Origin of the sequence: Burkholderia sp. AU44665 (genome assembly GCF_030504405.1) — a bacterium.
In the GTDB taxonomy this organism is placed as follows: domain Bacteria; phylum Pseudomonadota; class Gammaproteobacteria; order Burkholderiales; family Burkholderiaceae; genus Burkholderia; species Burkholderia semiarida.
In genome coordinates this window covers 23,173-48,632 of the sequence record NZ_JAUJRI010000004.1, presented here as the reverse complement: position 1 = coordinate 48,632, position 25,460 = coordinate 23,173, and the positions used below count along the sequence as shown (strand labels likewise).

Annotated in this window: 27 protein-coding genes; 16 read left to right on the top strand and 11 right to left on the bottom strand. The window is 68.1% G+C overall.

The window, feature by feature from the left end; genetic code table 11:
- Window positions 1-99: 99 nt before the first annotated feature.
- Window positions 100-1,719 (bottom strand): NAD(P)/FAD-dependent oxidoreductase, encoded by a 1,620-nt coding sequence (locus QZM15_RS11245; protein ID WP_302106388.1) that lies wholly within the window; start codon window positions 1,717-1,719, stop codon window positions 100-102.
- A complete protein-coding gene (locus tag QZM15_RS11240; RefSeq protein ID WP_302106387.1) occupies window positions 1,719-3,233 on the bottom strand; it encodes a polyamine aminopropyltransferase in 1,515 nt (504 codons plus the stop codon). The genes QZM15_RS11245 and QZM15_RS11240 overlap by 1 nt, the downstream gene beginning before the upstream one ends.
- Before the next feature lie 121 nt (window positions 3,234-3,354).
- On the opposite strand from QZM15_RS11240, the gene QZM15_RS11235 reads away from it, so the two are divergent.
- From QZM15_RS11235 to speD, 5 genes are read left to right on the top strand one after another with little or no spacing between them, the layout of a single operon-like run.
- On the top strand, window positions 3,355-3,741 hold the full coding sequence (locus QZM15_RS11235) for a DUF350 domain-containing protein (RefSeq protein WP_006480820.1): 387 nt from the start codon (window positions 3,355-3,357) through the stop codon (window positions 3,739-3,741).
- 27 nt (window positions 3,742-3,768) lie between these two features.
- Complete coding sequence (locus tag QZM15_RS11230; RefSeq protein WP_302106386.1) at window positions 3,769-4,809, top strand: SPFH domain-containing protein; 1,041 nt, start codon at window positions 3,769-3,771, stop codon at window positions 4,807-4,809.
- A gap of 9 nt (window positions 4,810-4,818) precedes the next feature.
- A complete protein-coding gene (locus tag QZM15_RS11225) occupies window positions 4,819-6,333 on the top strand; it encodes a DUF4178 domain-containing protein (RefSeq protein ID WP_302106385.1) in 1,515 nt (504 codons plus the stop codon).
- Window positions 6,330-6,479 (top strand): hypothetical protein, encoded by a 150-nt coding sequence (locus QZM15_RS11220; RefSeq protein ID WP_155634559.1) that lies wholly within the window; start codon window positions 6,330-6,332, stop codon window positions 6,477-6,479. Before QZM15_RS11225 ends, QZM15_RS11220 begins: the two co-directional genes overlap by 4 nt.
- Window positions 6,476-6,859, top strand: coding sequence for an adenosylmethionine decarboxylase (speD, locus tag QZM15_RS11215; protein ID WP_124859859.1), 384 nt, complete (start codon window positions 6,476-6,478; stop codon window positions 6,857-6,859). The genes QZM15_RS11220 and speD overlap by 4 nt, the downstream gene beginning before the upstream one ends.
- Window positions 6,860-6,937: 78 nt before the next feature.
- On the opposite strand, the gene QZM15_RS11210 is transcribed toward speD, so the two are convergent.
- The 3 genes from QZM15_RS11210 to QZM15_RS11200 all read right to left on the bottom strand — a co-directional run bounded on the left by QZM15_RS11210 (window position 6,938) and on the right by QZM15_RS11200 (window position 8,833).
- The gene (locus QZM15_RS11210) at window positions 6,938-7,120 is read right to left on the bottom strand and encodes a hypothetical protein (protein ID WP_221622688.1); all 183 of its coding nucleotides are present in this window, start codon (window positions 7,118-7,120) and stop codon (window positions 6,938-6,940) included.
- Between the two features lie 225 nt (window positions 7,121-7,345).
- On the bottom strand, window positions 7,346-8,233 hold the full coding sequence (locus QZM15_RS11205; protein ID WP_302106384.1) for a DUF4261 domain-containing protein: 888 nt from the start codon (window positions 8,231-8,233) through the stop codon (window positions 7,346-7,348).
- Between the two features lie 147 nt (window positions 8,234-8,380).
- Entirely contained in the window at window positions 8,381-8,833 is a 453-nt protein-coding gene (locus QZM15_RS11200; RefSeq protein WP_059584660.1) for an SRPBCC family protein, read from the bottom strand.
- 191 nt (window positions 8,834-9,024) lie between these two features.
- On the opposite strand from QZM15_RS11200, the gene QZM15_RS11195 reads away from it, so the two are divergent.
- Complete coding sequence (locus QZM15_RS11195) at window positions 9,025-10,065, top strand: bifunctional nicotinamide-nucleotide adenylyltransferase/Nudix hydroxylase (protein WP_302106383.1); 1,041 nt, start codon at window positions 9,025-9,027, stop codon at window positions 10,063-10,065.
- A 73-nt stretch (window positions 10,066-10,138) separates the two neighbouring features.
- Window positions 10,139-11,572, top strand: coding sequence for a nicotinate phosphoribosyltransferase (locus QZM15_RS11190; protein ID WP_302106382.1), 1,434 nt, complete (start codon window positions 10,139-10,141; stop codon window positions 11,570-11,572).
- A 42-nt stretch (window positions 11,573-11,614) separates the two neighbouring features.
- On the opposite strand, the gene QZM15_RS11185 is transcribed toward QZM15_RS11190, so the two are convergent.
- Window positions 11,615-13,078, bottom strand: a complete 1,464-nt coding sequence (locus tag QZM15_RS11185) for a PLP-dependent aminotransferase family protein (RefSeq protein WP_060310629.1) — start codon at window positions 13,076-13,078, stop codon at window positions 11,615-11,617.
- Between the two features lie 124 nt (window positions 13,079-13,202).
- Between QZM15_RS11185 and QZM15_RS11180 the strand changes: the two genes are divergently transcribed.
- Complete coding sequence (locus QZM15_RS11180) at window positions 13,203-14,090, top strand: DMT family transporter (protein WP_302106381.1); 888 nt, start codon at window positions 13,203-13,205, stop codon at window positions 14,088-14,090.
- Between the two features lie 183 nt (window positions 14,091-14,273).
- On the opposite strand, the gene lysA is transcribed toward QZM15_RS11180, so the two are convergent.
- Complete coding sequence (gene lysA, locus QZM15_RS11175) at window positions 14,274-15,557, bottom strand: diaminopimelate decarboxylase (protein WP_302106380.1); 1,284 nt, start codon at window positions 15,555-15,557, stop codon at window positions 14,274-14,276.
- A gap of 108 nt (window positions 15,558-15,665) precedes the next feature.
- Between lysA and QZM15_RS11170 the strand changes: the two genes are divergently transcribed.
- Window positions 15,666-16,580: a LysR family transcriptional regulator gene (locus QZM15_RS11170; RefSeq protein ID WP_302106379.1), complete on the top strand. Its 915-nt coding sequence runs from the start codon at window positions 15,666-15,668 to the stop codon at window positions 16,578-16,580.
- Between the two features lie 60 nt (window positions 16,581-16,640).
- Entirely contained in the window at window positions 16,641-17,240 is a 600-nt protein-coding gene (locus QZM15_RS11165; protein ID WP_302106378.1) for a GNAT family N-acetyltransferase, read from the top strand.
- A 111-nt stretch (window positions 17,241-17,351) separates the two neighbouring features.
- Here QZM15_RS11165 and QZM15_RS11160 read toward each other — a convergent pair whose 3' ends face one another.
- Together QZM15_RS11160 and QZM15_RS11155 are read right to left on the bottom strand one after the other, a co-directional pair.
- Entirely contained in the window at window positions 17,352-17,930 is a 579-nt protein-coding gene (locus QZM15_RS11160) for a DUF4142 domain-containing protein (protein WP_059639788.1), read from the bottom strand.
- Window positions 17,931-18,315: 385 nt separating this feature from the next.
- A complete protein-coding gene (locus QZM15_RS11155) occupies window positions 18,316-18,939 on the bottom strand; it encodes an HAD hydrolase-like protein (RefSeq protein ID WP_226225182.1) in 624 nt (207 codons plus the stop codon).
- A 162-nt stretch (window positions 18,940-19,101) separates the two neighbouring features.
- Between QZM15_RS11155 and QZM15_RS11150 the strand changes: the two genes are divergently transcribed.
- Both QZM15_RS11150 and QZM15_RS11145 read left to right on the top strand, forming a co-directional pair.
- Window positions 19,102-19,545: a GNAT family N-acetyltransferase gene (locus QZM15_RS11150; RefSeq protein ID WP_059585105.1), complete on the top strand. Its 444-nt coding sequence runs from the start codon at window positions 19,102-19,104 to the stop codon at window positions 19,543-19,545.
- A gap of 57 nt (window positions 19,546-19,602) precedes the next feature.
- Window positions 19,603-19,821 (top strand): DUF1653 domain-containing protein, encoded by a 219-nt coding sequence (locus QZM15_RS11145; RefSeq protein WP_006480837.1) that lies wholly within the window; start codon window positions 19,603-19,605, stop codon window positions 19,819-19,821.
- A 27-nt stretch (window positions 19,822-19,848) separates the two neighbouring features.
- On the opposite strand, the gene atpC is transcribed toward QZM15_RS11145, so the two are convergent.
- Together atpC and atpG are read right to left on the bottom strand one after the other, a co-directional pair.
- Window positions 19,849-20,307, bottom strand: a complete 459-nt coding sequence (atpC, locus tag QZM15_RS11140) for an ATP synthase F1 subunit epsilon (RefSeq protein ID WP_059584674.1) — start codon at window positions 20,305-20,307, stop codon at window positions 19,849-19,851.
- 10 nt (window positions 20,308-20,317) lie between these two features.
- Window positions 20,318-21,187: an ATP synthase F1 subunit gamma gene (gene atpG / locus QZM15_RS11135; protein ID WP_099317684.1), complete on the bottom strand. Its 870-nt coding sequence runs from the start codon at window positions 21,185-21,187 to the stop codon at window positions 20,318-20,320.
- On the opposite strand from atpG, the gene QZM15_RS11130 reads away from it, so the two are divergent.
- Genes QZM15_RS11130 through fabI form a run of 4 tightly spaced genes read left to right on the top strand, consistent with a single transcriptional unit; the run spans window position 21,186 to window position 25,443 of the window.
- Window positions 21,186-22,307, top strand: a complete 1,122-nt coding sequence (locus tag QZM15_RS11130) for a phosphate acetyltransferase (protein WP_302106377.1) — start codon at window positions 21,186-21,188, stop codon at window positions 22,305-22,307. The genes atpG and QZM15_RS11130 overlap by 2 nt on opposite strands.
- A gap of 10 nt (window positions 22,308-22,317) precedes the next feature.
- The gene (locus tag QZM15_RS11125; RefSeq protein WP_302106376.1) at window positions 22,318-23,526 is read left to right on the top strand and encodes an acetate/propionate family kinase; all 1,209 of its coding nucleotides are present in this window, start codon (window positions 22,318-22,320) and stop codon (window positions 23,524-23,526) included.
- 8 nt (window positions 23,527-23,534) lie between these two features.
- Window positions 23,535-24,656 (top strand): alpha/beta fold hydrolase, encoded by a 1,122-nt coding sequence (locus QZM15_RS11120; protein WP_302106375.1) that lies wholly within the window; start codon window positions 23,535-23,537, stop codon window positions 24,654-24,656.
- 28 nt (window positions 24,657-24,684) lie between these two features.
- Window positions 24,685-25,443, top strand: coding sequence for an enoyl-ACP reductase FabI (gene fabI / locus QZM15_RS11115; RefSeq protein ID WP_302106374.1), 759 nt, complete (start codon window positions 24,685-24,687; stop codon window positions 25,441-25,443).
- Window positions 25,444-25,460: the final 17 nt, after the last annotated feature.

Below are 25,460 nucleotides of genomic sequence, written 5' to 3'. Positions count from 1 at the left end.
CGCGTCGAACGGCGCGCCACCGTCGGCCTGCTCAATGCAGTCGGAATGTCGCGCGATTATAGCGGGTGGCGGCGACGCCGCAATGACGAACGGCGGTTGTCAGGCCAGCACGCGCCGGGCCGCCAGCATGCCCCAGTACGACGCTTCCTCGAACAGCGACAGCCCGGACAGGTCGGCATGCGCGAACACGACGGGGCCGTCGGCATCGCGCAGCGCGAGCAGCCCCGGTCGGCTCAGGAAGCCGACGTCGGGTGTCGCCATCGCATGGCCGCGCACGGTGATCTCGAGTGCGGTCGCATGCTTCCACAGCTCGCGTCCGTACACGGCCTGCAGGTCGATTGCCGCCTGCTCGCGCAACGCGTCGGGCTTCGCCTGCGCGAGCCAGCGGCGCGTATCGTCCGGCGTTTGCGTGCTCAATGCCTGATAGGCGGAGAAGACGGAGCGCGTCGGCGGCGACATCCGGATCAACTGGTGCGTCGACACGACATAGCCGAGCCCCACGCTGTCGTAGACGACGTTGTCCCACGCGAGCGGTACGCCGGCTTCCTCGGCCGGCATGCCGTCGAGCAGGAAATTGGACACGAGCCACGGCGCGCGCGGCGGCAGGTCGCGTGCGGGATCGAAGCCGTATGCGGGCATCTGCGGAAACACGCGCGCCGCGACGAACAGCGGCATCGCGGAAACGACCCGGCGCGCCTTCAGCATGAACGTCGACAGCGCGCCGTCGTGGCCGACGCGGGCGCACAGCACGTCGACGCCGCCCGCACGTTCGGTCGCGCGCACCGCGAAGCCGTCGCGCGACCATGCGTTCGAGCCGGTGCGTGCGGCGATCGAATCGCTCAGCTTCGTCACCATCGTGTGCAGCCCGTCGGGCCAGGTCAGCACCGCGCCGTCGCCCGCATCGCCCGCATGGCCGCCGCGCGACGAGAAATAGTGCAGCCCGGCCCATGCGGAGACGTGCTCGTAACCGGCGCCGTAGTCGTCGCGGCAGCAATAGTCCAGATACCAGTGCAGCGCTTTCGCGGTGTAGCCCTCGTCGCGCAGCCACTGGCGAAACGAGCGCCGGTCGAGTGCGCGCCAGCGCGGGTCGCGCGACGATTCCGCGATCGGGATGCAGAACACCTTGCGGCCGTCGGTGCCACGCGCGGTGCGCAGCCCGTCGGTGTACGCGAAGAAGCGCGCTTGCTGCGCGAGTGCGTCGGCGTCGAGGCCGGCGGTCGGCACGATGCCGTCCTGCCACTGCCCGCCGATGAACAGCCGTTCGTCCGGCGCGTGGACGAGGGCACGCTCGTCGTACACGGGGCGCGCGGAGAACGGCGCGGATTCGATCACGCCGAGATCGGCGAGCATGTCGCGCAGATGCACGGATTCGAGCGACGGCAGCGGCAGGTAGTGCGCGCCCTTCGGATAGCCGAGCTCGCCGAAGCGGCCGCCGGCCGCGTTGCCGCCGAATTCGGGGCCGGCGAGGACCGTGAAGCGCGTATGGCCGGCGCGCGCGAGCTGCCATGCGCACGACAGCCCGGCCGCGCCGGCGCCGAGAATCGCGACGTCCGTCTCGATCGTGCCGGACGGCGGCGGCAGCGTGGCATGGTCGCGCAGCGCATGGCCTTCGCGCATGCCGGGGTAGTCGATGCGCGGCGTCGTCTCGATCCAGCCGGTGCGGCCGCAGGCGGCGAGCGACGCGGCCGCCGACGCGACGAGGAACGTGCGACGGTCCATCAGCGCAGTACGTGCTTCCAGTCGTCGTCGAAGCGGCGCACGAGCGGCTGGTCGTTGAGTTCGTTCGGCGACATCGGCAGCGCCGGCATGTCGGCCGGAAAGTGGAACATCTCGGCGGCCGTTTGCGGATCGAGCCAGCGCGTCGGCACCGAGTAGTGCGTCGGCACTGTGAAATCGCGGCGCTTGCCGGCGATCACGAAGCCCCAGTCGCCGAAAGACGGCACGTAGCAGTGGTACGGCCACGTGTTGAACCCGGCTTCGCGCAACGTCGCGATGATGGTCCAGTACGCATGCGGCGCGAAATACGGCGACGTCGATTGGATCACCGTGTAGCCGTTCTCCGACAGGTGCCGCGCGAGCAGCCGGAATACGGGCACCGAATACAGGCGGCCGAGTCCGAAGTTGGTCGGATCGGGGAAGTCGACGACGATCGCGTCGTACACGTCGGCATTCGATTCGAGCCAGCGCACCGCGTCGTCGTTGATCACCTGCACGCGCGGATCCTTCAGCGCGCCCTGGTTCAGCTTGACGAGCGGCGCGGACGTCGAGAACAGCTTCGTCATCGCGGGATCGAGATCGACGAGCGTGATGCGTTCGAGATTGCGGTGCTTGAGCAGTTCGCGCACCGCGAGGCCGTCGCCGCCGCCCAGCACGAGCACGCGCTTGGCCCACGGCAGCGCCTCGATGGCCGGATGGATCAGCGCTTCGTGATAGCGGTGCTCGTCGCGCGACGAGAATTGCAGGTTGCCGTTCAGGTACAGCCGCATGTCGTCGTGCCACTGCGTGAGCACGATGCGCTGGTACGGCGTCGTTTCCGAATAGATCGTCTCGTCGCCGTATACGCCGCGCTCGGCCCAGTGCGTGATGCGCTCCGACAGCGCGAACCCGGCGATCAGCAGCCCGATCACGAGCGACGCGCGCATCAGCTTGCCGCGCACGTTGCGGATTTCGTCGCGGAACAGGTGGGTCGTCCACAGTGCGACGAATGCGTTCAGGAGCCCGAACAGGAAGCTCGTACGCAGCAGGCCGAGACGCGGCGCGAGCACGAGCGGGAAGATCAGCGACACGGCGAGCGAGCCGAGATAGTCGAAGGTCAGCACCTCGCTGACGGTATGGCGGAACGCCTGGCGCCGCTGCTGGAACGCGCGCATCACGAGCGGAATTTCCATCCCGATCAGCAGGCCGAGCGCGAGCACCAGTGCGTAAAGCGCCGCGCGAAACGGTGCGGCGAGCCAGGCGAACACGACGAACAGCAGCGCGGCCGATACGCCGCCGAGCAGGCCGACGAGCAGCTCGATGTCGACGAAGCGGTCGAGCACGTCGTCGTCCTCGACGAACTTCGCGAGCCACGAGCCGATCCCCATCGCGAACAGGTAGCAGCCGATCACCGACGAGAACTGCAGGATCGAATCGCCGAGCAGGTAGCTCGACAGCGCGCTGCTGATCAGTTCGTAGCCGAGCCCGCACGACGCGAGCACGAGGATCGACAGGACGAGCGCACGCTTATGCAGCATCGCGCATCCGTTGTGCAGTGTTCGGCAATGTGGATATACTGGCGCGGATTTTCGTCTGGCGGCCCCGCGCGGGCCGACCGGCGACGGGGCGGCGAACCGAGCACAAAATCCGAGGAAAAGAATGAATAGTGCCTATCTTTATGCGGTTCATTTACTGTCGGCGTTCGTGCTGCTTCTCGTGTTCGCGGCAGTGTACCTGAAGGTCACCCCGTTCGACGAACTCGCGCTGATCCGCGACGGCAACGCGGCCGCGACGCTGTCGTTCGGCGGCGCGCTGATCGGTTTCTGCCTGACGCTCGCGTCCAGCATCGCGCACAATTCCACGCTCGGCGAAGTCGTGATCTGGGCCGTCGGCGCGATGATCGTGCAACTGATCACCTATGCGGTGCTGACGCGCGTGATGCCCGGCATGAATCATGCGATCGAGGATCGCAACGTCGCGATGGGCGGCCTGATGGGCACCGCGTCGCTCGTCGTCGGCATCATCAATGCCGCCTGCCTGACCTGACGCGCCACGCGCTTCGAGGAGACCGACATGAGTCTGGGTTCATTCATCCGCAAGCAGTTCATCGACGTCCTGCAATGGACGGAAGACACCGACGGCGTGCTGGCCTGGCGCTATCCGATGGAAGACCAGGAAATCCAGTACGGCGGCAAGCTGACCGTGCGCGAAACGCAGGTCGCGATCTTCGTCAACGAGGGCAAGGTTGCCGACGTGTTCCAGCCGGGGCTCTATACGCTGGAAACGGGCACGCTGCCGGTGCTCACGAACCTGAAGAACTGGGACAAATTCTTTCAGTCGCCTTTCAAGTCGGACGTCTACTTCTTCAGCACGCGGTTGCAGCTGGGCCGACGGTGGGGTACCGCGCAGCCGGTAACGATCCGCGATCGCGAATTCGGCTTCGTGCAACTGCGCGCGTTCGGCATCTACTCGTACCGGATCGTCGATGCGGCCGCGTTCCATCGCGAGGTCAGCGGCACGCGCGCGGCCTATACGGTCGACGATCTCGAGCAGCAACTGCGCAACCTGGTCGTCACCGCGATGAGCACGACGTTCGGCTCGGCCGACGTGCCGTTCGTCGACATGGCCGCGAACCAGTCGCTGCTGTCGCAGCGTGTCGCCGACGCGCTGGTGCCGGTGTTCACGCGCTACGGGCTCGCGCTCGACGCGTTCGCGGTCGAGAGCGTGTCGCTGCCGGCCGAACTGCAAAAGGCCCTCGATCTGCGGATCGGAGCGGGGATGGCCGGCGATCTCGCGCGCGCCACGCAATACCAGACCGCGCAGGCGATTCCGCTCGCCGCGCAAAACCCGGGCGGCATCGCCGGGGTCGGCGCGGGGCTGGCCGCCGGTGCGGCGATCGGCCAGGCGATGGCCGGCCAGATCGCGGGCGCCGCGCAACCGGCGCAGGCTGCGCCGCCCGCGCCCGTTGCGGCGCCGGTAGCCGCGGCAGCGGCCGAGGGCACCGATTACGTGCAGCGGCTCGAGCAGTTGAAGGCGCTGCTCGACAAGGGCCTCGTGACCGAAGACGAATATTCGCGCGCGAAGGCCGAGATCCTCGCGAAGCTCACGCGGTAAGCGTCGCGCATGTTCCGTACCTCGTGCCCCCAATGCGGCGCGCCGGTCGAGTTTCGCTCGGCCGCGGCGGTGATGGCCGTCTGCGCGTTCTGCCGCAGCACGCTGCTCAAGCGCGGCGCCGACGTCGAGCGTATCGGCGAACTGGCCACGGTGCTCGACGATGCATCGCCGATCCAGATCGGCACGGCCGGGCGCTTCGGTAACCGCGTGTTCACGGTGCTCGGCCGCCTCCAGATGACCTACGACGCCGGTGCGTGGAGCGAATGGTACGTCGTGTTCGACGACGGCGCGTTCGGATGGCTGTCGGATGCGTCGGGCCAGTACGCGATCACGGTGCGCGAACCCGACGATGCGGCAGGCCGAGCGTGGCCCGCATTCGGCACGCTCGAACCGGGCATGCGGATCGACCACGGCGGCCGCGCGTATCTGGTGTCCGACGTGCGTACCGCACGCTGCACGGGCGGCGACGGCGAGCTGCCGTTCCGCGTCGATGCCGGGTGGGAAGCGCGCGTCGTCGACCTGCGCACCGGCAATGCATTCGCGACCTACGACTATTCCGACGCCGAGTCGAACGGCGGCATCCCGGCCGTCTATTCGGGCGAGGCGCTGGAATTCGATGCGCTCGCGTTCACGGGCTTGCGCGATACCGAAAACGATATGCGCGAGAAACGCGGCGCGGAGATGGTGCCGTTCGCGTGCCCGAGCTGCGGTGCGCCACTGTCCTATGCGCCGAACGTGGCCGACTACGTCGTGTGCGGCAACTGCCACGCGGGCGTGCAGTGCACGGCCGAGCAGCAGACCGTGTTCGCGGCGCAGCGCAAGCTCGAATCGGTGAAGGGCGCGCTCGAACTCGGCGCGATCGGCACGTTCGACGGCGTGAAGTACACGGTGATCGGCATGATGTGCTGCCGGGTGCCGGGCGACGCCGAGACATGGGACGAATACCTGCTGCTGAACCCGAAGCGCGGCTTCCTGTGGCTGGTGCAGAGCGAAGGGCGCTGGGAGCGCGTGCAGGTGCTCGACCATTGGCCGACGATCGGCGGCGAATCCAGCGTGACGGATGGCGGCAAGACCTACCGTTTGCGCGAGGAATACGAATCGGAGGTCGTCTACGTGGTCGGGGCATTCAACTGGCGCGTGCAGGCGGGCGACCGCACGTCGATCGTCGACTACGGCTGGCAGAAGGACAAGCTGACGCGCGAGCGCAGTGATGCGGAGATCGTCTGGTCGCGTGCGCGGCCGCTGTCGGGCAGCGCGCTTGCCGAGCGTTTCGGCACGCCGGCGCTTGGGACAGCCACCGCGGCTGCCGCGGGCGCCACCGAATCGACGGGCCTGTTCGGCAGGAAGGGGTCGCACAGTTTCGCGCCGCTGCCGTTCGTGTTCAGCGCGTTGCTCGTGATCTTCAACCTGGGTTCGCTGTTCTCGTTTACCGGACGCTCCGTCTACGTGCTGGTCGGCCTGCTGGTGCTGTGGCTGCCGGAATGGCTGTGGGCGCGTTTTGCGTCGGACGGGGGCAACGCGTGATCCGGTACATCCTTTACGGCATCTACGGCCTGATCGTCGTCACGCTGTTCAGTTGCGCGTCGATCGGCGGCGGCGGTTCGGGCGGCGGCGGGTGGGGCAGTTCCTCCGCGCGCAGCGGCTACTCGTCGTACGGGTCGCACAAATGACCGCGCGCGACGGGATCGCGCCGCCCTGCGCGGTGCTCGGCTCGCACGTGCTGGCCGACCTGGCCGGCATCGACGCGGCGCTGCTGCGTGACGCCGCGCGGCTCGAGGCGATCCTCACCGACGCGGCGCAACGGGCCGGCGCGCGCGTGATCGGCGCGCACTTCCACCATTTCGGCGGCGAGCATGGCGTGACGGGCGTCGTGCTGCTGGCGGAGTCGCACATCACGATCCATACGTGGCCCGAGCATCGTTTCGCGGCCGTCGACGCGTTCATGTGCGGCGCGGCGCGCGCGGCCGATGCCGTCGATGCGATCGCCACGGCGCTCGGCACGCATGCGCAGGTTCGGCAGCAGGTGGCGCGCGGCGGCGTGCCGGCTTGAACAGGCATTTCGCGCCTTGGTCGTCAATACCGCAACGATGATGCGCCGCGAAGCGGGCGCGGAATCGTTCGTGACGCGCTAGCGTCCGAACCGGAACGTCGACACGCTGCGCAGCGTTGCATCGTCGGTGCCGACGATGCCGTCGCTTCCCGCGATGGCCGCGCGCTTGCCGTTGCCCGGCACGGCCCAGTAGCATTCGCCGCCGGCCGCGTGGAAGCCCGTTTCCGGGTCACTGACGCCGCACGTCATCGTCGCGTGCATGCCGCGCCAGCCAGGGCCGGAGAAGCGTTCGACTTCCTGCGGGATGCCCCATGGCCGGCAACGACAGGCCGATCACGGCCGACGTGAGTGCAACGCGAACGCCGAACATGGGCATCTCCTCATCGGGGTGGGGCGAGCGACTGTCACGCAGCCGCCATGCGCCGTGGCGGCGCGCGGATTGGTTAGAGCACGTTCGACCCCGCACGCCGCGCATCAATGTGCGTGTCAGCGATTGATTTCGTCCGCCGAGATCAGCTCGGCCACCAGCACCTGTGCGGGCCCTTGCAGGTAGTACTCGCTCTCGAGCGGCTCGCGCAGCTTCATGAACGTTTCCGTGCCGATCTGCATCGTTTCGCCCGCCTGCATCCGTGCGCCGCTGTCCAGCAGGTAGTGCATCACGTTGTTGAAGATGCCGGAATAGCGTTCGCCTTCGTGATGGCCCGCTGCGAGCGCGGCGAAATCGGGCAGGCCGAACACGTCGGCGCCGTAGGTGCGCATCCATACGCCTTCGACGCCTTCGACCTCGTATTTCACGAAGCCGCAGAAGAACAGGTTCAGCGGGATGTCGCGCAGCACTTCGAGGCTTTCTTCGCCGAGTTCCTTCGCGTTGAAGACGCCGGCCGGCAATGACGTGTGCGCGTGCTCGTTCAGCACCGCGACGCCGTTCTGTTCGGCCAGCGCGCCGGCGACGGCCGCCAGCGCGACATACTGGTCGAGCGGATTCGCTTCATGCCCGGCGTAATAGAGGATCACGTGGCTGCGGCTCGCGCGTACCTGCTGCTTCAGGTCCGGCCCGTAATGCGCGGGCGCGACGCACGTTTCCAGCGCGTCGGACGGATAGGGCGCATCGAAGCCGACCAGCCGGACGACATGGTTGCCCCAGCCGGCGAGCCCGAATACCTGCTCCAGCGTCGGCTCGGTTTCGACGCGTGCCTGCTTCATGCTGGGGTGGTACGCGCGCAGCGCAGCCGTCAGTGCGGCGATGTCGACCTGCAGCGGACCGTCGAAGACGACCGTCATGCTCAGCGGATTCTCGACTTCGGGTGCGGCGACCAGTGCGACGGGGTTTTCGGGCGCTTCCTTGCGGCCAAAGAATCGGGATATCAGGCTCATCGGATTGTGTTTGTGTCGATGTCGTTACAGTGAGCGCCCTGTTCTCTCGGTCAGGGCATGACGCGGGATGACGGTGGCCCGTAGTTTCCCCGGCTTCGTCGAATCTGGCAAATGTCTGATGGCGCGGGCGCGCGGCGGCGGCGCCGATCAGCGCGGCAGCGCTTCGGCTTCGGCCCAGCGCTTGAACGAATCGAGACGCCGACGCGTCTGCACGAGATAGAACGCGCCGATCAGCGGCTCCAGCAGCCAGCGCAGCCACGACGGCTGCGCCCGGAAGTGGTACGTGAACTTCACCTCGGTCGACCCGGGTGTGTGCTCGGTGAAGTTCCAGCTGCCGCTGAAGCGTTCGAGCACCTTCGGTCCTTCGACCATTTCGACGGCGGCGACCTGCGGCGGACGGTACGAGATGTAGCGCGACACCATCGTCGCGCCCGACCGGCTGCGGCAGAACGCGTCGACGCCGACGTCGGCGGTCGTTCCGTCGGGCAGATACGCATCGATGAGGAAGTTGTCCCACACGAGCCGCCGGCCGTAGTCCTGCGACCACGTGAAGAGGCGCCTGCGATCGACGTCGACGGTCCGGCTGACTGAGATCCTCATGAGGGCGGGCGCCAGGTTGCGGATTGGGATGAAATCGAGTGTAACGCGCCAATAAACGGTGTTTCGTCAGACTTCGTCAAGTCGAGTGCGGGCTCGACCCTGCTCGATTGACGTACCTCGGGATTTCCCCTAGGATTCGTTTCAACCCTTCGGGACAGACCCGGAGCGTTTCAATCTCTTGAGGGAGCCTCATGAGTACGCAACAGAACCGGCGCTTCGACGCGCTCGTTTTCATTGGTCGTTTCCAGCCTCCGCATCGTGGTCACCTGAACGTGCTGAAGTCGGCACTGAGCCGGGCCGAGCGCGTGTGCGTGCTGATCGGGTCAACCGACAAGCCCCGCACCATCAAGGATCCGTTCTCGTTCGACGAGCGCCGGCAGATGCTGGCTTCGCTGCTCGACGCGTCCGAGCGCGACCGCGTGACGATCGCGCCGCTGCAGGATTCGACCTACAACGACGGCGACTGGGTGCGCTGGGTGCAGGATGCGGTCGCCTCCGCGCTCGGCGACGTCGCGCAGCGCAAGGTCGGGCTGATCGGCCACGAGAAGGACGCCACGTCGTACTACCTGCGGATGTTCCCGCAATGGGAGCTCGTCGACGTCGACGCGACGGAAGACATTTCCGCGACCGAAATCCGCGACCAGTATTTCGCCGAACGAACCAACAGCTTCGTGCAGTGGGCCGTGCCGGAACCCGTGTTCGGCTGGCTCGAGCGGTTCCGCACGCAGCCGGAATTCGCGCAACTGAAGTCGGAAGCCGAATTCATCGCCGCGTATCGCAAGGCGTGGGCGGCCGCGCCGTATCCCGTCACGTTCGTGACGGTCGACGCGGTGGTCGTGCACTCGGGGCATATCCTGCTCGTGCGCCGCCGTAGCGAACCGGGCCGCGGCCTGTGGGCGCTGCCGGGCGGTTTCGTGAACCAGGACGAACGGCTCGATGCGGCCTGCATCCGCGAATTGCGCGAGGAAACCGGGCTCAAGCTGCCGGAGCCGGTGCTGCGCGGCTCGATCAAGGATCGCCAGGTGTTCGATCACCCGACGCGCTCGCTGCGCGGCCGCACGATCACGCATGCGTGCCTGTTCAACTTTCCGATCGGCGAGCTGCCGCGCGTGAAGGGCAGCGACGACGCCGACAAGGCGCGCTGGGTCCCGCTCAACGAATTCGCGCAGATGCGCAACGTGATGTTCGAGGATCACTTCGACATCGCATATCACTTCCTGGGGAAGCTGTGACGCGCTGATTCCCCGCATCCGGTCCGCCGCGACAGACGCGGCGGCACTTCAACGGCCTAGAGGAGCTCTAGCCATGCAAAACGTTCCCGGCGGCTTTGCCGCGGTTCTCGCCAATCCGATTCTCAACACGGATTCGTACAAGGCTTCCCACTTTCTGCAATATCCGCCGGACGCATCGGCGATGTTCTCGTACGTCGAATCGCGCGGCGGCCGCTACGACCGCACGCTGTTCTTCGGCCTGCAGATGCTGCTGAAGGAGTATCAGTGTAAGCCCGTTACGCACGCGATGATCGACGAGGCGCGCGATTTCTTCACCGTGCACGGCGAGCCGTTCAACGAAGCCGGATGGCGCCATATCGTCGAACGCTACGACGGCTACCTGCCGGTGAAGATCCGCGCGGTGCCGGAGGGTTCGATCGTGCCGGTGCACAACGTGCTGATGACGGTTGAATGCGACGATCCGCAGGTGTTCTGGCTCGCGTCGTATCTCGAGACGATGCTGTTGCGCGTCTGGTATCCGGTGACGGTGGCGACCCGCAGCTGGCACCTGCGGCAGACGATTCGCCGCTTCCTCGACAAGACCGACGACGATCTCGCGCAACTGCCGTTCAAGCTGCACGACTTCGGCGCGCGCGGCGTGTCGAGCGCGGAATCGGCCGCGATCGGCGGCGCCGCGCACCTCGTGAGCTTCATGGGTTCGGACACGGTGCTCGGCGTTCTGGCCGCGAACCGCTTCTATCGCGAGCCGATGGCCGCGTACTCGGTGCCGGCGGCCGAGCACAGCACGATCACGTCGTGGGGGCGCGAAGGCGAGGCCGATGCGTACCGCAACATGATCGCCCGCTTCGGTTTGCCGGGCGCGATCGTATCGGTCGTGTCGGACTCCTACGATCTGTTCGCCGCGCTGGAGATGTGGGGCGGCCCGCTGCGCCAGGCGGTGATCGATTCGGGCGCGACGCTCGTCGTGCGTCCCGATTCCGGCGACCCGGTGACGATCGTGCTGCAGACCATGCGTGCGCTCGACGCGTCGTTCGGCTCGACCGTGAACGGCAAGGGGCGGCGCGTGCTGAACCGCGTGCGCGTGATCCAGGGCGATGGGGTCGACGAGCAGTCGATCGAGGCGATCCTCGTCGCGCTCGACGAGGCCGGCTACGCGGCCGGCAACGTGGTGTTCGGCATGGGCGGCGCGTTGTTGCAGCGCGTGAACCGCGATACGCAGCGCTTCGCGATGAAGTGCTCGGCGATCCGGCGTGGCGACGTATGGCATGACGTCCGGAAGGACCCGGCCACCGATCAGGGCAAGCGCTCGAAGAAGGGGCGGCTCACGCTGCTGCGCAATCGCCGCACCGGCGAGTATCGGACGGTGACGCTGCCGGTTGCGTGGGACGATCGCACGCTGGAAGGCGAATGGGACGAAGCGCTCGAGACGGTGTTCGACACCGGCCGTCTGCTCGTCGATACGTCGTTCGCCGAGGTGCGGGCGAGGGCGCATGCGGGCGAGGTGTGACGCGGGCGGCGGGGTCTCCCGCCGCTGCGCCGCCGGCTTGCGTCAATTGCCGGCCGGCACGTCGCCGCGCGCCACCACTCGCGCCGCCTCCATCGCGCGCGCCAGTGCATCGAATACCGCCGGCCCCTTGCAGCGCGACACGTTGAAGCGCATGTACGACGTCGCGCTGCGCGACGCGCTGAACACGTCGCCCGGCGCGAGCACCACGTCGTGGTCCAGCGCATGACGTGCGACGCGCGCGGCGTCGAGCCCGTCCGGCAATTGCGCCCACACGAACAACCCGCCGCGCGGCTCGGTCCAGATTTCGAGCCCGGCCCGTGCGAGACGCCGGATCGTTTCGCCCATCGCATCCGCGAGACGCGCGCGCAGGCTGTCGAGATGGCGCCGGTACGTGCCGTCGATCAGCAGCCGGTGCACGACGTTCGCGCCGATTTGCGCGTTGCCGAACGACGTCGCGAGCTTCAGGTCGACGAGCGCGTCGATCCATTCCGGGCGTGCGGCGACATAGCCGCAGCGGATCGCGGCCGACAGCGTCTTCGAGAAGCTGCCGATCGACACGACCCGCGACAGCCCGTCGAACGCCGCGAGGCGCGGCGCGGGCGTGCTCTCGAAATCCGCGAAGATGTCGTCCTCGACGATCAGCAGCCCGTGCTCGGCCGCGAGCGTCAGCAGCCGGTGCGCGACGGGCGGCGCGAGCGTCGCGCCGGTCGGGTTGTGCAGCGCGGCGTTGGTGATGTACAGGCGCGGCCGATGCTCGGCGAGCACCTGTTCGAAGCGCACGAGATCGGGGCCGTTCGGCGTGAACGGCACGCTGACGATCCGTGCGCGGTGCGCGCGCAGCAGCGCCTGGAAGTTGAAGTAGCACGGATCGTCGAGCACGACCGTATCGCCGGGTTCCAGCAGCAGGCGGCACACGAGGTCGAGCGCGTGCGTGCCGCCGTCGGTCAGCATGATCTGCGCGGGTTCTGCGTGGACGCCGTGCTGCGCGAGCCGCCACGCGAGTTGCTGGCGCAGCGCAGGCAGGCCGAGCGGCGTCGCATAGTCGGTCAGCGCATCGGATTCGTCGCGCGACACGGCGCGCAGCGCGCGACGCAGGCTTTCGTCGGGCAGCCACGACGACGGTAACCATCCGCAGCCGGGCTTCACCGACGTCGGCGCCGCTTCGAGCGACTGGCGCGACAGCCACAGCGGATCGAGCTCGCGATCGAGGCGCGGGCCGAGCTCCGCGAGCGCGAGCGGCGGGGCGTGCCCCGACACGTAGAAGCCCGAGCCGCGCCGGGCGACGAGCACGCCTTCGCTCGCGAGCCGCTCGTACGCATCGACGACCGTCGATTTCGATACGCCGAGCGCGTCGGCCATCATCCGGATCGACGGCACGCGCGCGCCGGGCATCAGCGCGCGGCTTGCGATCCGCGCGCGCAGCGTGTCCATGACGGTTTCCACGCGCGTGCGCGACGGCGCGGGTGGAGCGGGAATCGGGACGGGAAGCGGGGCGGAATGGCGCATGGCGAACGATGAACTGTACGGCCGGTTGTCCAGTACAGTTTGTCTGAATTGTATTGGGCTGTAGCTTACGCCGTTTTGGCCGGCGGCGGATCATCGGTCATCCCCCTTCCCATCAGGATCGACCGTGCAGAAAACGACCGACGGATGGCTCAGCGGCCTGCTGGGCGTCATCATCTTCAGTGGCTCGCTGCCCGCGACGCGCGTCGCGGTGCAAGGGCTCGACCCGCTGTTTCTCACGTTCGCCCGCGCGACGATCGCCGGCGCGCTCGGCCTGCTGCTGCTCGTCGTGCTGAAGCAGCGGCGGCCGTCGCGTGCCGAGGCCGCGTCGCTGGCCATCGTCGCGCTCGGTGTCGTGGTCGGTTTTCCGTTGCTGACGGCGCTTGCGCTGAAGCACGTGACGTCGGCGCATGCGATCGTGTTCGTCGGGCTGCTGCCGCTCGCGACCGCGCTGTTCGGCGTGTGGCGCGGCGGCGAACGGCCGCGGCTGCCGTTCTGGATCTTCTCGATCGTCGGCAGCGGCGCGGTGGCCGCATTTGCGCTGCGCAACGGCGGGCAGGCGTCGGTGGTCGGCGATGCGCTGATGCTGGCCGCGGTCGTGGCGTGCGGGCTCGGTTATGCGGAGGGCGCGCGCCTGTCGCGCGAGCTCGGCGGCTGGCAGGTGATCTCGTGGGCGCTCGTGCTGTCGTTGCCGCTGATGCTGCCGCTCACGTGGCTGACCTGGCCCGCGTCGTTCGACGGCGTCGATGCCGCCGCGCTGTGGGGGCTCGCGTACGTGTCGCTGTTCAGCATGTTGATCGGCTTCGTGTTCTGGTATCGCGGGCTCGCGCTCGGCGGCATCGCGGGCGTCGGCCAGCTGCAGTTGCTGCAGCCGTTCTTCGGTTTCCTGCTCGCGGCCGGGCTGCTGCACGAGACGGTGCCGCCGTCGATGGTCGTCGTGACGGTCGTGGTGGTGGGCTGCGTCGCGGGCGCGAAATATTTCTCGAAGATGGCGCCCGTGCAGCGCGCGGGTTGACGCAGGTACCGCGGTGCGCCGACCATCGGGCCGACGTCACCCGGTGCGTGGCAGGCGGCAAGCCGGTTGCCGCCGATGCGCACGATCGCGATCGTGAGGCCGACGGCGGCGACCCAACGCAAAACGGCCAGGCCGCCGGTCGCGGCAAGCCTGGCCGTGGTCGTTCGCCACGCCGGACGCGGGTTACTCGAACGTTTCCAGCGCGAGCAATTCGCCGATCGTCTGCCGGCGGCGGATCAGCCGTGGCGTGCCGCGATCGACGAGCACTTCCGGCGCGAGCGGCCGGCTGTTGTAGTTCGACGACATCGACGCGCCGTACGCGCCCGCGTCGTGCAGGAACAGCAAGTCGCCGATCTGCGGCTGCGCGAGCTTGCGGTGCGTGACCACGCCGCCTGCATCCTGCGTGAACACGTCGCCCGATTCGCACAGCGGCCCGGCGATCGCGAGGTCGACGAGCGGCCGGCCGGCAGGCAGCGCGCCATCATGCGCGTGCACCGACACCGCGTGGTAGCTGCCGTACATCGACGGGCGCATCAGATCGTTGAAGCCCGCGTCGATCAGCACGAAATCGTGCTTCGGCCGACGGTTGACGGCCTGCACTTCGGTGACGAGCGTGCCGGCTTCCGCGACGAGAAAGCGGCCCGGTTCGATCTCGATGCGCACCGGGTGGCCGAGATGCCGTTCAATGCGCTTGCGCGCGGCGTCCCACTGGCTGAAGTAGTGGCCGACGTCGACGCGCGGCTCGCCGTCGCGATACGGAATCGACAGGCCGCCGCCGGCCGAGATCGCGTCGATGTCGTGGCCGAGCGACGTGACGAGATCGACCATCGCATCGCACACCTGCGACAGATGGCCGTAGTCGACGCCCGAACCGATGTGCATGTGGATGCCGACCAGCTTCAGCCCGTACTGGCGCACGATCTCGATCGCGCGCGGTACGTCGTCGATCCAGATGCCGTGCTTGCTCTGCGGGCCGCCGGTGTTGGTCTTGTTGCTGTGGCCGTGGCCGAAGCCCGGGTTGACGCGCAGCCACACGCGGTGGCCGGGCGCGTGCTCGCCGACGCGCGCGAGCATGTCGAGCGAACCGGCGTTCACGGTCACGCCGTGCTTGAGCACCGCCGCGAGCGTCGGGCGGTCGATCAGGTCGGCCGTGAACACGACGCCTTCCGGCTCGCCTGCCGCAGGACCGCCTGCCGCAGGACCGCCTGCCGCAGGATCGCCTGCCGGACTGAACCCCGCCGCGAGGCTGCGCTCGATCTCGCCGAGCGACACGGCGTCGACGCACGCGCCTTCCTCGCGCATCAGCTTCAGGATATGGACGTTCGAGTTCGCCTTCTGCGCATAGCGGATCACGTCGAACTGGCGCAGTTGGGCGATGCGGTCGCGGATGACGTCGGCGTCGTACACCCACAACGGGGTGCCGTATTGCTGCGCGAGCGCTGCGAGCTGGCGGGAATCGAGGGACATGGCGGATGAATCGGATCGAATGAACGGATAGCCGGATGATGCGCCTGATCGGCTATACAGTAAAATGCCTATATATCGATACTCGATTCATTTCTGATATATACGATCATGCTCACGCACCGTCATATCGAGGTTTTCCGCGCGCTGATGGTCACCGGCAGCACGACCCGGGCGGCCGAGATGCTGTACACGTCGCAACCGACGATCAGCCGCGAGCTCGCGCGGATGGAGCAGGTCGTCGGCTTTGCGCTGTTCGAGCGCGCGCACAGTCGGCTGCGTCCGACGATGGCCGCACTCACGCTGTTCGACGACGTGCGGCTCGCGTATGTGGGGCTCGAACGCGTCGCGGCGACGGCCGCGCGCCTGCGCGAGTTTCGCGACGGGCAATTGTCGGTGATCGCGCTGCCCGCGTTCTCGCATGCGATCCTGCCCGGTGCGTGCCGGCGCTTTCACGACGCGCATGCGGGCGTCAGCGTGTCGGTCGCGACGCAGGAGTCGCCGGTGCTGGAGGAGTGGTTGACCGCGCAGCGTTACGACCTCGGGCTGACCGAGCACGATGTCGCGCCGGCCGGCACCGTGCTCACGCCGCTGCTGGAAGTCGACGAGGTGTGCGTGCTGCCCGACGGTCATCCGTTGCTCGCGCAGGACGCGATCGACCTGCTGGATCTCGCCGACCGTCCGTTCGTGAGCCTGTCACTGAACGATCCGTACCGCATCCTGATCGACGAGGCGTTCGCGCAGCTCGGCGTCGCGCCGCGCTCGGTGGTCGACACGCCGTCGGCCGTGTCGGTATGCGCGTTCGTGCGGCAAGGGCTCGGGGCCGCGATCGTCAACCCGCTCACGGCGCTCGATTTCGTCGGCCGCGACCTGCACGTGCGGCCGCTGACGCGTTCGTTTCCGTACCGCGTCAGCCTGATCGTGCCCGAGCACCGGCCGAAGAACCTGCTCGTCGACGCGTTCGCCGATGCACTGCGCGGCGAAGCGAAGGCGATCCGCCGCCGGCTCGCCGCACACCTCGGCTAGCGGCATCGCCGTATGATGGGCGCTTCACCGCCATCGCCGTCATTTCTCCGGAATCCCGTCATGACCGACGCATCGTCTTTCCTCGAACAACCGACCCTCACCGGCGAACGTGTCGTCCTGCGCCCGCTCGACGCATCCGATCGGCAGGCGCTGCTGGACGCCGCGGCCGACGGCGCGTTGTGGAACCTGAAGGTCACGGTCGTGCCGGGTGCGCAGACGGTCGACGCCTACATCGACACGGCGTTGCAGGGGCGGGCGGCCGGCACCGTGATGCCGTTCGTGATCGTCGATCGCGCGTCGGGCCGCGCGATCGGCAGCACGCGCTTCTGGAAGATCGATCGCAAGAACCGCAAGCTCGAGATCGGCCATACGTGGCTGAGCGAATCGGCCCAGCGTACGCGTGCGAATACCGAAGCGAAGTGGTTGCTGCTGGCTTATGCGTTCGACACGCTGCAATGCGTGCGCGTGCAGTTCACGACGGACGAACTGAACGAGCGATCGCGCGCGGCGATCCTGAGGCTCGGTGCGAAACAGGAGGGCATCGTGCGTCACGAACGGATCATGCCGGATGGCCGCAAGCGCAACTCGGTGCGTTTCAGCATCATCGACGACGAATGGCCGGAAGTGCGGGCACGGCTCGACGCGAAGCTGGCGACGTAACGCGGGACGCTTGATGCTTGACGTGCGTCGCGCTGCCGGCAGGGGAGGCGGCGGCGCGACGGCGGGGGAAACGGTGCGCCGCGCACGTGGCGCGGCGCGGCATCGCGGGAGTTACTGCGCCGATGCGAGGTGATGACGCTGCGCGAGCTTTTGCGCGTCCGCGTAGTGCGCCTGCAGGATCGGCAGCGCCTGGCGGGCGACTTCCTTCAGCTTGGTGTCGCGGCCCGACGCGATTTCGGCCTGGAATGCCGAGATCGTCTTCTGCTGGCCGGCGAGCGCGACCTGTTCGATATACGCCTTGTCGAACTCGGCGCCGCGCAGGCTCTTGATGCTGTTCAGCACGGTCGTGTCGGGGTCGTTGGCCGGCACGTCGACGCCGCGCGGGCTCGCCGCGCGCATCGCCTGGATGATCTTCGCATCGTCGGCCGACACGCGTTGCGCGAATGCCTTGACCTGGCTGTCCGACGTGCGCGAATCGGCGATGCGCGCGGCGTCGTGCTGCGTCGACACGGTCTTCGTGCCGTCGGTGATGAAGGTCTGGTCGGCTTCGTGGATGCGCGTCGCGGTCGCGGCCGGCGCGGCCGATGCGCCGGGCGCCGGCTGCGCGGTTTGCGCGGTCGCCGTCACGGCGACGAGAAGCAGGCCGGCGGCAGACAAGGCAACGCGCGAAATGTGGGGGAAGCGGTTCATGGGGACCTCCTTTCGATCGGGGCTCTGGTTGAAAAACGGATCGTGCGATCCGTCGCTGTGCGAGAGAGACCGGGCGCGCCCGGACCGGAATCGACCGCCGCTCTGCCGCGGCGTCGGTCGAAGTGTTTCCCGGCCCGACTGATTCTAGGAGAGCGGTCGGGTAGCAGGTGCAACCGTGCTGTGGCTTGTGTAACGGTTGGTAAGACGATTCGGTCGGCATGCGCGCAGGCAGGTAGCGCGTACCTGATGCGCATGCCGCGGCGGCAATTTTTGCGTGCGCGTGGCGCATGCAATGCATGAGATGCGCGTGCGTGTCATCGGCATTTGACGGGCGTGATGGCGTCGCGCGAGTGGGCTGCGTCGGTGCGTGGCGTGCGTGAAAGCGCTATACGCGCTCGAGCAGCGCATCGAGGCGCGGCAGCAACGGCATCGCGCAATGCGCCTGCAACGCGTCGGGCGCCGTGTAACCCCACGCGACGCCCTGGAACGCGATACGTGCGCGCCGTGCCGCGTCGGCATCGCGGATTTCGTCGCCGACGTACAGCACTTCGTCGGCGCGCACACCGGCCTCGCGAACGAGCGCGCGCAGCCGGCGCGCCTTGCCGAACAGCGGAATGCCGCATGCGAAATGGTCGACGCGCGCGCCGGCATGCGGGCCGAGCCGGTCGCGCACGATTTCCTCGGTGTTCGACGTGGCGATCGCGATGCGGATGCCGCGCGCGGCGAGCGCGTCGAACGTTGCGTCGACGCCGGGAAACAACTGCACGTTCGCGACGCGCGGCCGCATCAGGCGGCGCATGTCGATCGTCACGCGCGGCACTTTCCACATCGGCACGTCGAGCGCGCGGATGATTTCGCGCGCCGACATGCCGCGCAGCGCCGGGCGCAGCTCGGGCGTGGCGTCACGAAAGCCGTGCAGGCGTGACGCTTCCGACAGCGCGGCGAGAAAACTGTCGAGCGAATCGGCGAGTGTGCCGTCGAAGTCGAAGGCGATGAGGCGGTAGGTCATGAAGCAGCGTCGCGGGTTTATTGGGCGGATCCCATTGTCGCCGAATCGAGGGTGGGCAGTGCGGCTGTTCGTCCACGGCGGACCCTGGTACCCCTTGTCCCCCACCCGACAGCGCGGTATCGTCGATGCTCCGCCTTCCGCCCCTCGAACCGGAGAACAGACGTGCCCGCAGCCACCTCCGCCACGCTGAGATTTTCCACCGACAAGCGCGAACTCGACGTCGACGCGATCTTCGACTTCCTGCATCGCGATGCATATTGGTCGCAGGGCATTCCGCGCGACGTGGTCGAGCGGGCCATCGAGGGTTCGCTGTGCTTCGGCGCGTATGTCGGCGGCCGGTTCGTCGGTTTCGCGCGGCTCGTCACCGATCATGCGACGTTCGCGTACCTGTGCGACGTGTTCGTGCTGCCGGCCGAACGCGGCAACGGCTACGGCCGCGCGCTGATCGACCATATATTCGCGCAGGAGTGGGTGCAGCGCCTGCGCCGCATCATGCTCGTGACGACCGATGCACACGAACTGTATCGGCCGGTCGGTTTCGGTCCGTCCGCGAACCCCGAGCGGCTGATGGAGATTCGCCGCCCCGATATCTACACGAAACGCTGACGCGCGGCGCAGCGCATACAATACGCGCTTTCCGTTTTTGCCGAAGAGAAGCACACCATGACCGAACAGGAAGCCGAACAGCTCGCGACGCACCGCCACTACAAGGGCGGCCTGTACCGCTACATCGGCGTTGCCCGCCATTCCGAAACCGAGGAATCGGTGGTCGTCTACGAGCATCTGTGGCCGCATGCGCGCGGCCTCTGGGTGCGGCCGGAAGCAATGTTCAACGGCAATCTCGAAGATGGCACGCCGCGTTTTCGCAAGCTGCGCGACTGAGCGGGCGGGCGGCGCCTCAGCCGCCGTCTAGCCGGCGCCGCCCGGCTTGTCGTGCGGCGCCTGTTGCCGCAGCGCCATCGCAAAGAAGCGCCGGATTTCATCCATCAGTTCCGCGCGGGCCGACGCGAAATCGAACGCACGCCGGTTTTCGTGCGCGTAGCGCCGGCGCCAGTCGTCGGCCGCATGCCGCGCTTCTCGTGCGCGCAGATCGTCGAGTTCGGGCGTGCGCAGCGCGTGATCGGCGATCAGCGTCACGCCTTCGCGGCTGACTTCCAGCACGCCGCCCGCGACGAGCAGGCGGCGATGCTCGCCGGTCGGCGCATCGACGAGCATCACGACGCCCGGCCGGATCCGCGTGAGCAGCGGCGCGTGGTGCGGGTAGATCCCCAGTTCTCCACTTTCCCCCGGGACGACGACGAAATGCGCGTCGCCGGCATACAGCACCGCTTCCACGCTCACGATGTCGAGCCGCATCGACGTCTTCATGCGTACTCCTTCAGACTGCCGCCGCGCCGGCGACGATTTCGCACAGCTCGGTGGTGATCTGCGCCTGTCGCGTCTTCTGGTACAGGTGCCGCAGTTCGCGCAACACGCGGTCCGCGTTGTCCGTCGCGGTCTGCATGCTGAACATCCGCGCGCATTGCTCGCACGCATAGTTTTCGACGACGGCCTGATAGAGCGTCGCCTCGACGTAGCGCAGCAGCAACGTGTCCACGACCGGCTTGGGCGCGGGCTCGTACAGATAGTCGGATGCGGCCGCGCCGTCGGTCGGCGCGCCGGTGTCGAGCCCCGCGATCGGCAGCATCGCGTCGATGCGCGGCTCGTACGCGAGCGGGCTCGTCAGCCGGTTGTACGCGACGTGCACTTCGTCGAGCTCGCCGTTGACGAACGCGGTCAGCGGCACGAGCAGCGCCCCGAGCAACTGCTCGAAGTGCGGCTCGGCGGCCAGGCCGCCCGCACGGGCCGCGATGGTCGCGCCGTGGCGCAGCAGCGGCGCGAGGCCGCGCGCGCCGATCACGCTCAGTTCGCAGGCGACGCCGGCCCGGTCCCAGCGTTCGAGCGCATTCACGCATTCGACGAGCAATCGCGCATTGAGCGGGCCGCATAGCCCGCGATCGGTGCTGACGACGATCAGGCCGACGCGGCGCACGGTATCGCGGCGCGCCATCAGCGCCGATACGTGGTCGGGGCGGTCGCGCAGCACGCGTTCCGCCATCGCGCCGATGCGCGCCGCGTACGGGCGGAACTCGCGCGCGCGTCGCTGCGCGCTCGCCATCTTGGTGCGCGCCATCATCTCCATCGCCTTGGTGATCTTGCGCGTGGACGAGGTGCTGGCGATCTTCGAGCGGATTTCGCGTGTGTGCATGTCAGGGGGGAGGCGTCGCGGCCATCCGGATGTCATCGTGCGACTTCATGCTATCGGGACTTCACCTGAAACGATTGATGGAAATCAAACGACTTCGCCCGGTCCCGCACCAGAATCCGTTCACGTGATCCTTGCGAAGGGGCAGTCGATGACCGATGTACGCACGCATCAGAAATACGAAGCGCTGATCGCGCGTTGCCGCGCATTACGCCCGGTGACGGTCGCGGTCGCGCATCCTTGCGACGAGGTATCGCTGCACGCGGCGGCCGCCGCCGCTCGGGCCGGCATCGTCGTGCCCGTGCTGGTCGGCCCGGTGGCGCGGATCACGATGCTCGCCGCGACGCTGGGTATCGACCTGTCCGGCTATCGGCTCGTGGATGCGCCGCACAGCCATGCGTCGGCGGCGCGCGCGGTCGAACTGGTGCGCGCGGGCGACGCGCAGGCGCTGATGAAGGGCAGCCTGCACACCGACGAGTTGCTGGCGGAAGTGGTGCGCGCCGATACGGGGCTGCGCACCGGGCGGCGCCTGAGCCACGTGTTCATCATGGACGTGCCGACTTACCACAAGCCGCTGTTCATCACCGACGCGGCCGTCAATATCCGTCCGACGCTCGAGCAAAAGGCCGACATCGCGCAGAACGCGATCGATCTCGCGCATGCGCTCGGCATCGCCCGGCCGAAGGTGGCGATCCTGTCGGCGGTCGAGACGGTCAGCTCGAAGCTGCCGTCGACGCTCGACGCGGCCGCGCTGTGCAAGATGGCCGAGCGCGGCCAGATCACCGGCGCGCTGCTCGACGGGCCGCTCGCGCTCGACAACGCGATCAGCCCGGAGGCCGCGCGGCTCAAGCATCTCGGTTCCGCGGTCGCGGGCGATGCGGACATCCTGCTCGTGCCCGACCTCGAGGCCGGCAACATGCTCGCGAAGGAACTGACGTTCCTGGCGAATGCCGATGCGGCCGGCATCGTGCTCGGCGCGCGCGTGCCGGTGATCCTGACGAGTCGCGCCGACAGCGAACGCACGCGCCTGGCGAGCTGCGCGGTCGCGGCGCTCGTCGCGGCGGCGGCGCGCGCCACGGCCGCGCCCTTAGCCGCGCCGGCGCTTGCCGCCGACGCACGCTGACGGAGCCGCGATGCGACATCCCGTCCTGGTGCTCAACGCCGGCTCGTCGAGCCTCAAGTTCTCGGTCTACGACACGCGCGAGGATCGTTCGCTCGATGCGGGCCTGCACGGGCAGGTCGAGAACCTGCATGACACGCCGCATCTATTCGTGGCCGACGCGCACGGCACGACGCTCGCCGACAGCCCCGTCGCGCAACCGGGGCATCAAGGCGCGATCGAGGCGCTGCACGCGTGGTTCGCGGCTCATGTCGGGCGCGAGGCCGCGTTCGACGGCGTCGGGCACCGGGTCGTGCATGGCGGCCCGTATTTCACCGCGCCGGTGCGGATCGATGCGCGCGTGCTCGATGCGATCGCGTCGCTTTCGCCGCTCGCGCCGCTGCACCAGCCGCATCACGTCGACGCGATTCGCGCGGTTGCGGCGGTCGCGCCGAACCTCCCGCAGGTCGCGTGTTTCGACACCGCGTTCCATTCGACGGTGCCGGCACTCGAACGGGAGTTCGCGCTGCCGCGCGCGCTGACCGAGCAGGGCATCGTGCGCTACGGGTTTCACGGGCTGTCGTACGAGTACATCGCGACGGCGCTCGCGGCCCTCGATCCATCGTGGGTGCGGCACCGGACGGTGATCGCGCATCTCGGCAACGGCGCGAGCCTGTGTGCGCTCGCGAACGGCCGCAGCGTCGCGACGACGATGGGGTTCACGGCCGTCGACGGGCTGCCGATGGGTACGCGCACGGGCGCGCTGGACCCGGGCGTGATCCTGTACCTGCAGCGTCACATGGGCCGGTCGCTCGACGAGGTCGAGCATCTGATCTATGCCGAATCCGGCTTGCTCGGCGTATCCGGCGTGTCGAGCGACATGCGCGCGCTGCTCGCGAGCGACGCACCGTCGGCCGCGCATGCGGTCGAGTTGTTCGCCTATCGCGCGGCGCGCGAACTCGCCGCGCTGGCCGGCGTGCTCGGCGGCCTCGACACGCTCGTGTTCACGGCGGGCATCGGCGAGCACGCGCCGCGCGTGCGCGAACGGATCTGCAGCCGCGCGGCGTGGCTCGGCGTCGTGCTCGACGACGCGGCGAACGCCGCCGGCCTGCCGGTGATTTCGGGCGACGCGTCGCGCGTGACGGTGCGCGTGATCCCGACCGACGAGAACCTGATGATCGCGCGGCACACGCGCCGCGTGCTGGACGACGCGATCCCTTCCACGCCGTATCCGACCCGGTGAGACCTTCGATGACAGCACGCGACACGCCTTCTCCTGCCGCCAGCGCCCTCGCGCTGCCGATTTTCTGGCCGATGGCCGCCGCCAACGCGATGTTCGCGGCCGGCGCCGAGATCGCGGCGCGCAATCTCCGCTTCCTCGCGGAAGAGGAGAAGCTCCATTTCGAAGCGCATCCGGCGCTGGCGTCGGCGAACCGGCCGTTGCTGGAACTGCGCACGATGACGTTTCGCGATTATTCGGCCGCGCCGGCACACGGGCTGCCGACGATCGTCGATGCGCCGTATGCAGGGCACAGCGCGATGATCGCCGACTACCAGCCGGGGCAGAGCCTGATGCAGACGCTGCGCGAGCACGGCGTGACGCGTCTGTACCTGACCGACTGGCGCTCGGCCACCGAGGACATGAAGGATCTCGAGATCGACCAGTATCTGGCTGAACTGAACGTGTGCGTCGACGAACTCGGCGGCCGCGTGAATCTCGTCGGGCTGTGTCAGGGCGGCTGGATGTCCGCGATGTACGCGGCGCGTTTCCCGCACAAGGTCGCGAGTCTCGTGCTGGCCGGCTCGCCGATCGACACCGACGCGGGCGACGGCCCGATCAGGCAGATGGTGCACACGTATCCGACGTCGTTCTACGAGGAACTCGTCGCGCTGGGCGGCGGGCTGATGCGTGGGCGCTTCATGCTGCGCGGCTGGAAGAACATGCATCCCGACCAGCACTATCTCGCCGAGCACGTCGACCTGTACGAGCATCTCGACGATCCCGAATACCTGCGCAAGCGCGAGGTGTTCGCGAACTGGTACGAAAGCCCGATCGACCTGCCGGGGCGCTGGTACCTGCAGGCGATCGTGCAGATCTTCAAGGAGAACCGGCTCGCGAAGGGCACGTTCGTCGCGCTCGGGCGCACGCTCGACCTGAAGAATGTCGCGTGCCCGGTCTATCTGCTCGCCGGCGAGGCCGACGACATCACGACGCCGGAGCAGGTGTTCGGGGCGCGCGATCGTCTCGGCACGCCCGCGTCGCGCATCGAGAGCCGGCTCGTGCCGGGCGGCCATATCGGCCTGTTCATGGGGACGCGCACGCTGAAGACGGTGTGGCCGGACATTGCGCAATGGATCGCGGCGCAGCGCTAGGCCGGCGCGGATCGTTACGGAGAGCGACATGACGTTGCGACACAAGCGCGGGCTCGTCGTCGGCATCGCGAACGAACAGAGTATCGCGTGGGGATGCGCGCGCGCGTTTTGCCGGGCGGGCGCGACGCTCGCGGTGACGTGGCAGTCGGACAAGACCCTGCCGCACGTCGAGCCGCTGTTCGCGCAACTCGACGCGCCGATCCGGATGCCGCTCGACGTCGGGCGGCCGGACCAGATGGCGGCGGTGTTCGACGCGATAGCAGCGCAATGGGGCGAGATCGACTTCGTGCTGCATTCGGTCGCGTATGCACCGAAGGCGGACCTGCACGGCCGCGTGGTCGACAGTTCGCCGGAAGGCTTCTCGCTCGCGATGGATACCTCGTGCCATTCGTTCATCCGGATGGCTCGGCTCGCCGAGCCGCTGATGACGCGCGGCGGGAGCCTGATGGCGATGAGCTATCTCGGCGCGGAGCAGGTCGTCGCGAATTACGGGGTGATGGGGCCGGTCAAGGCCGCGCTCGAAGCGAGCGTGCGGTATCTGGCGGCCGAACTCGGCGGCGCGGGCATTCGCGTCAACGCGATTTCGCCGGGCGTGTTGCCGACCCGCGCGGCGTCGGGCCTGCCGGACTTCGGCCGGCTACTCGACGACACCGCGCGCCGGGCGCCGCTGCATCACGCACTGGACATCGACGACGTCGGCGCGTTCTGCGCGTTTCTTGCTGGCGACGGTGCACGGGCGATCACGGGCGGTACGCACTATATCGACGCCGGCATGCACATGCTCTAACGCGCTGGCGGCACGCG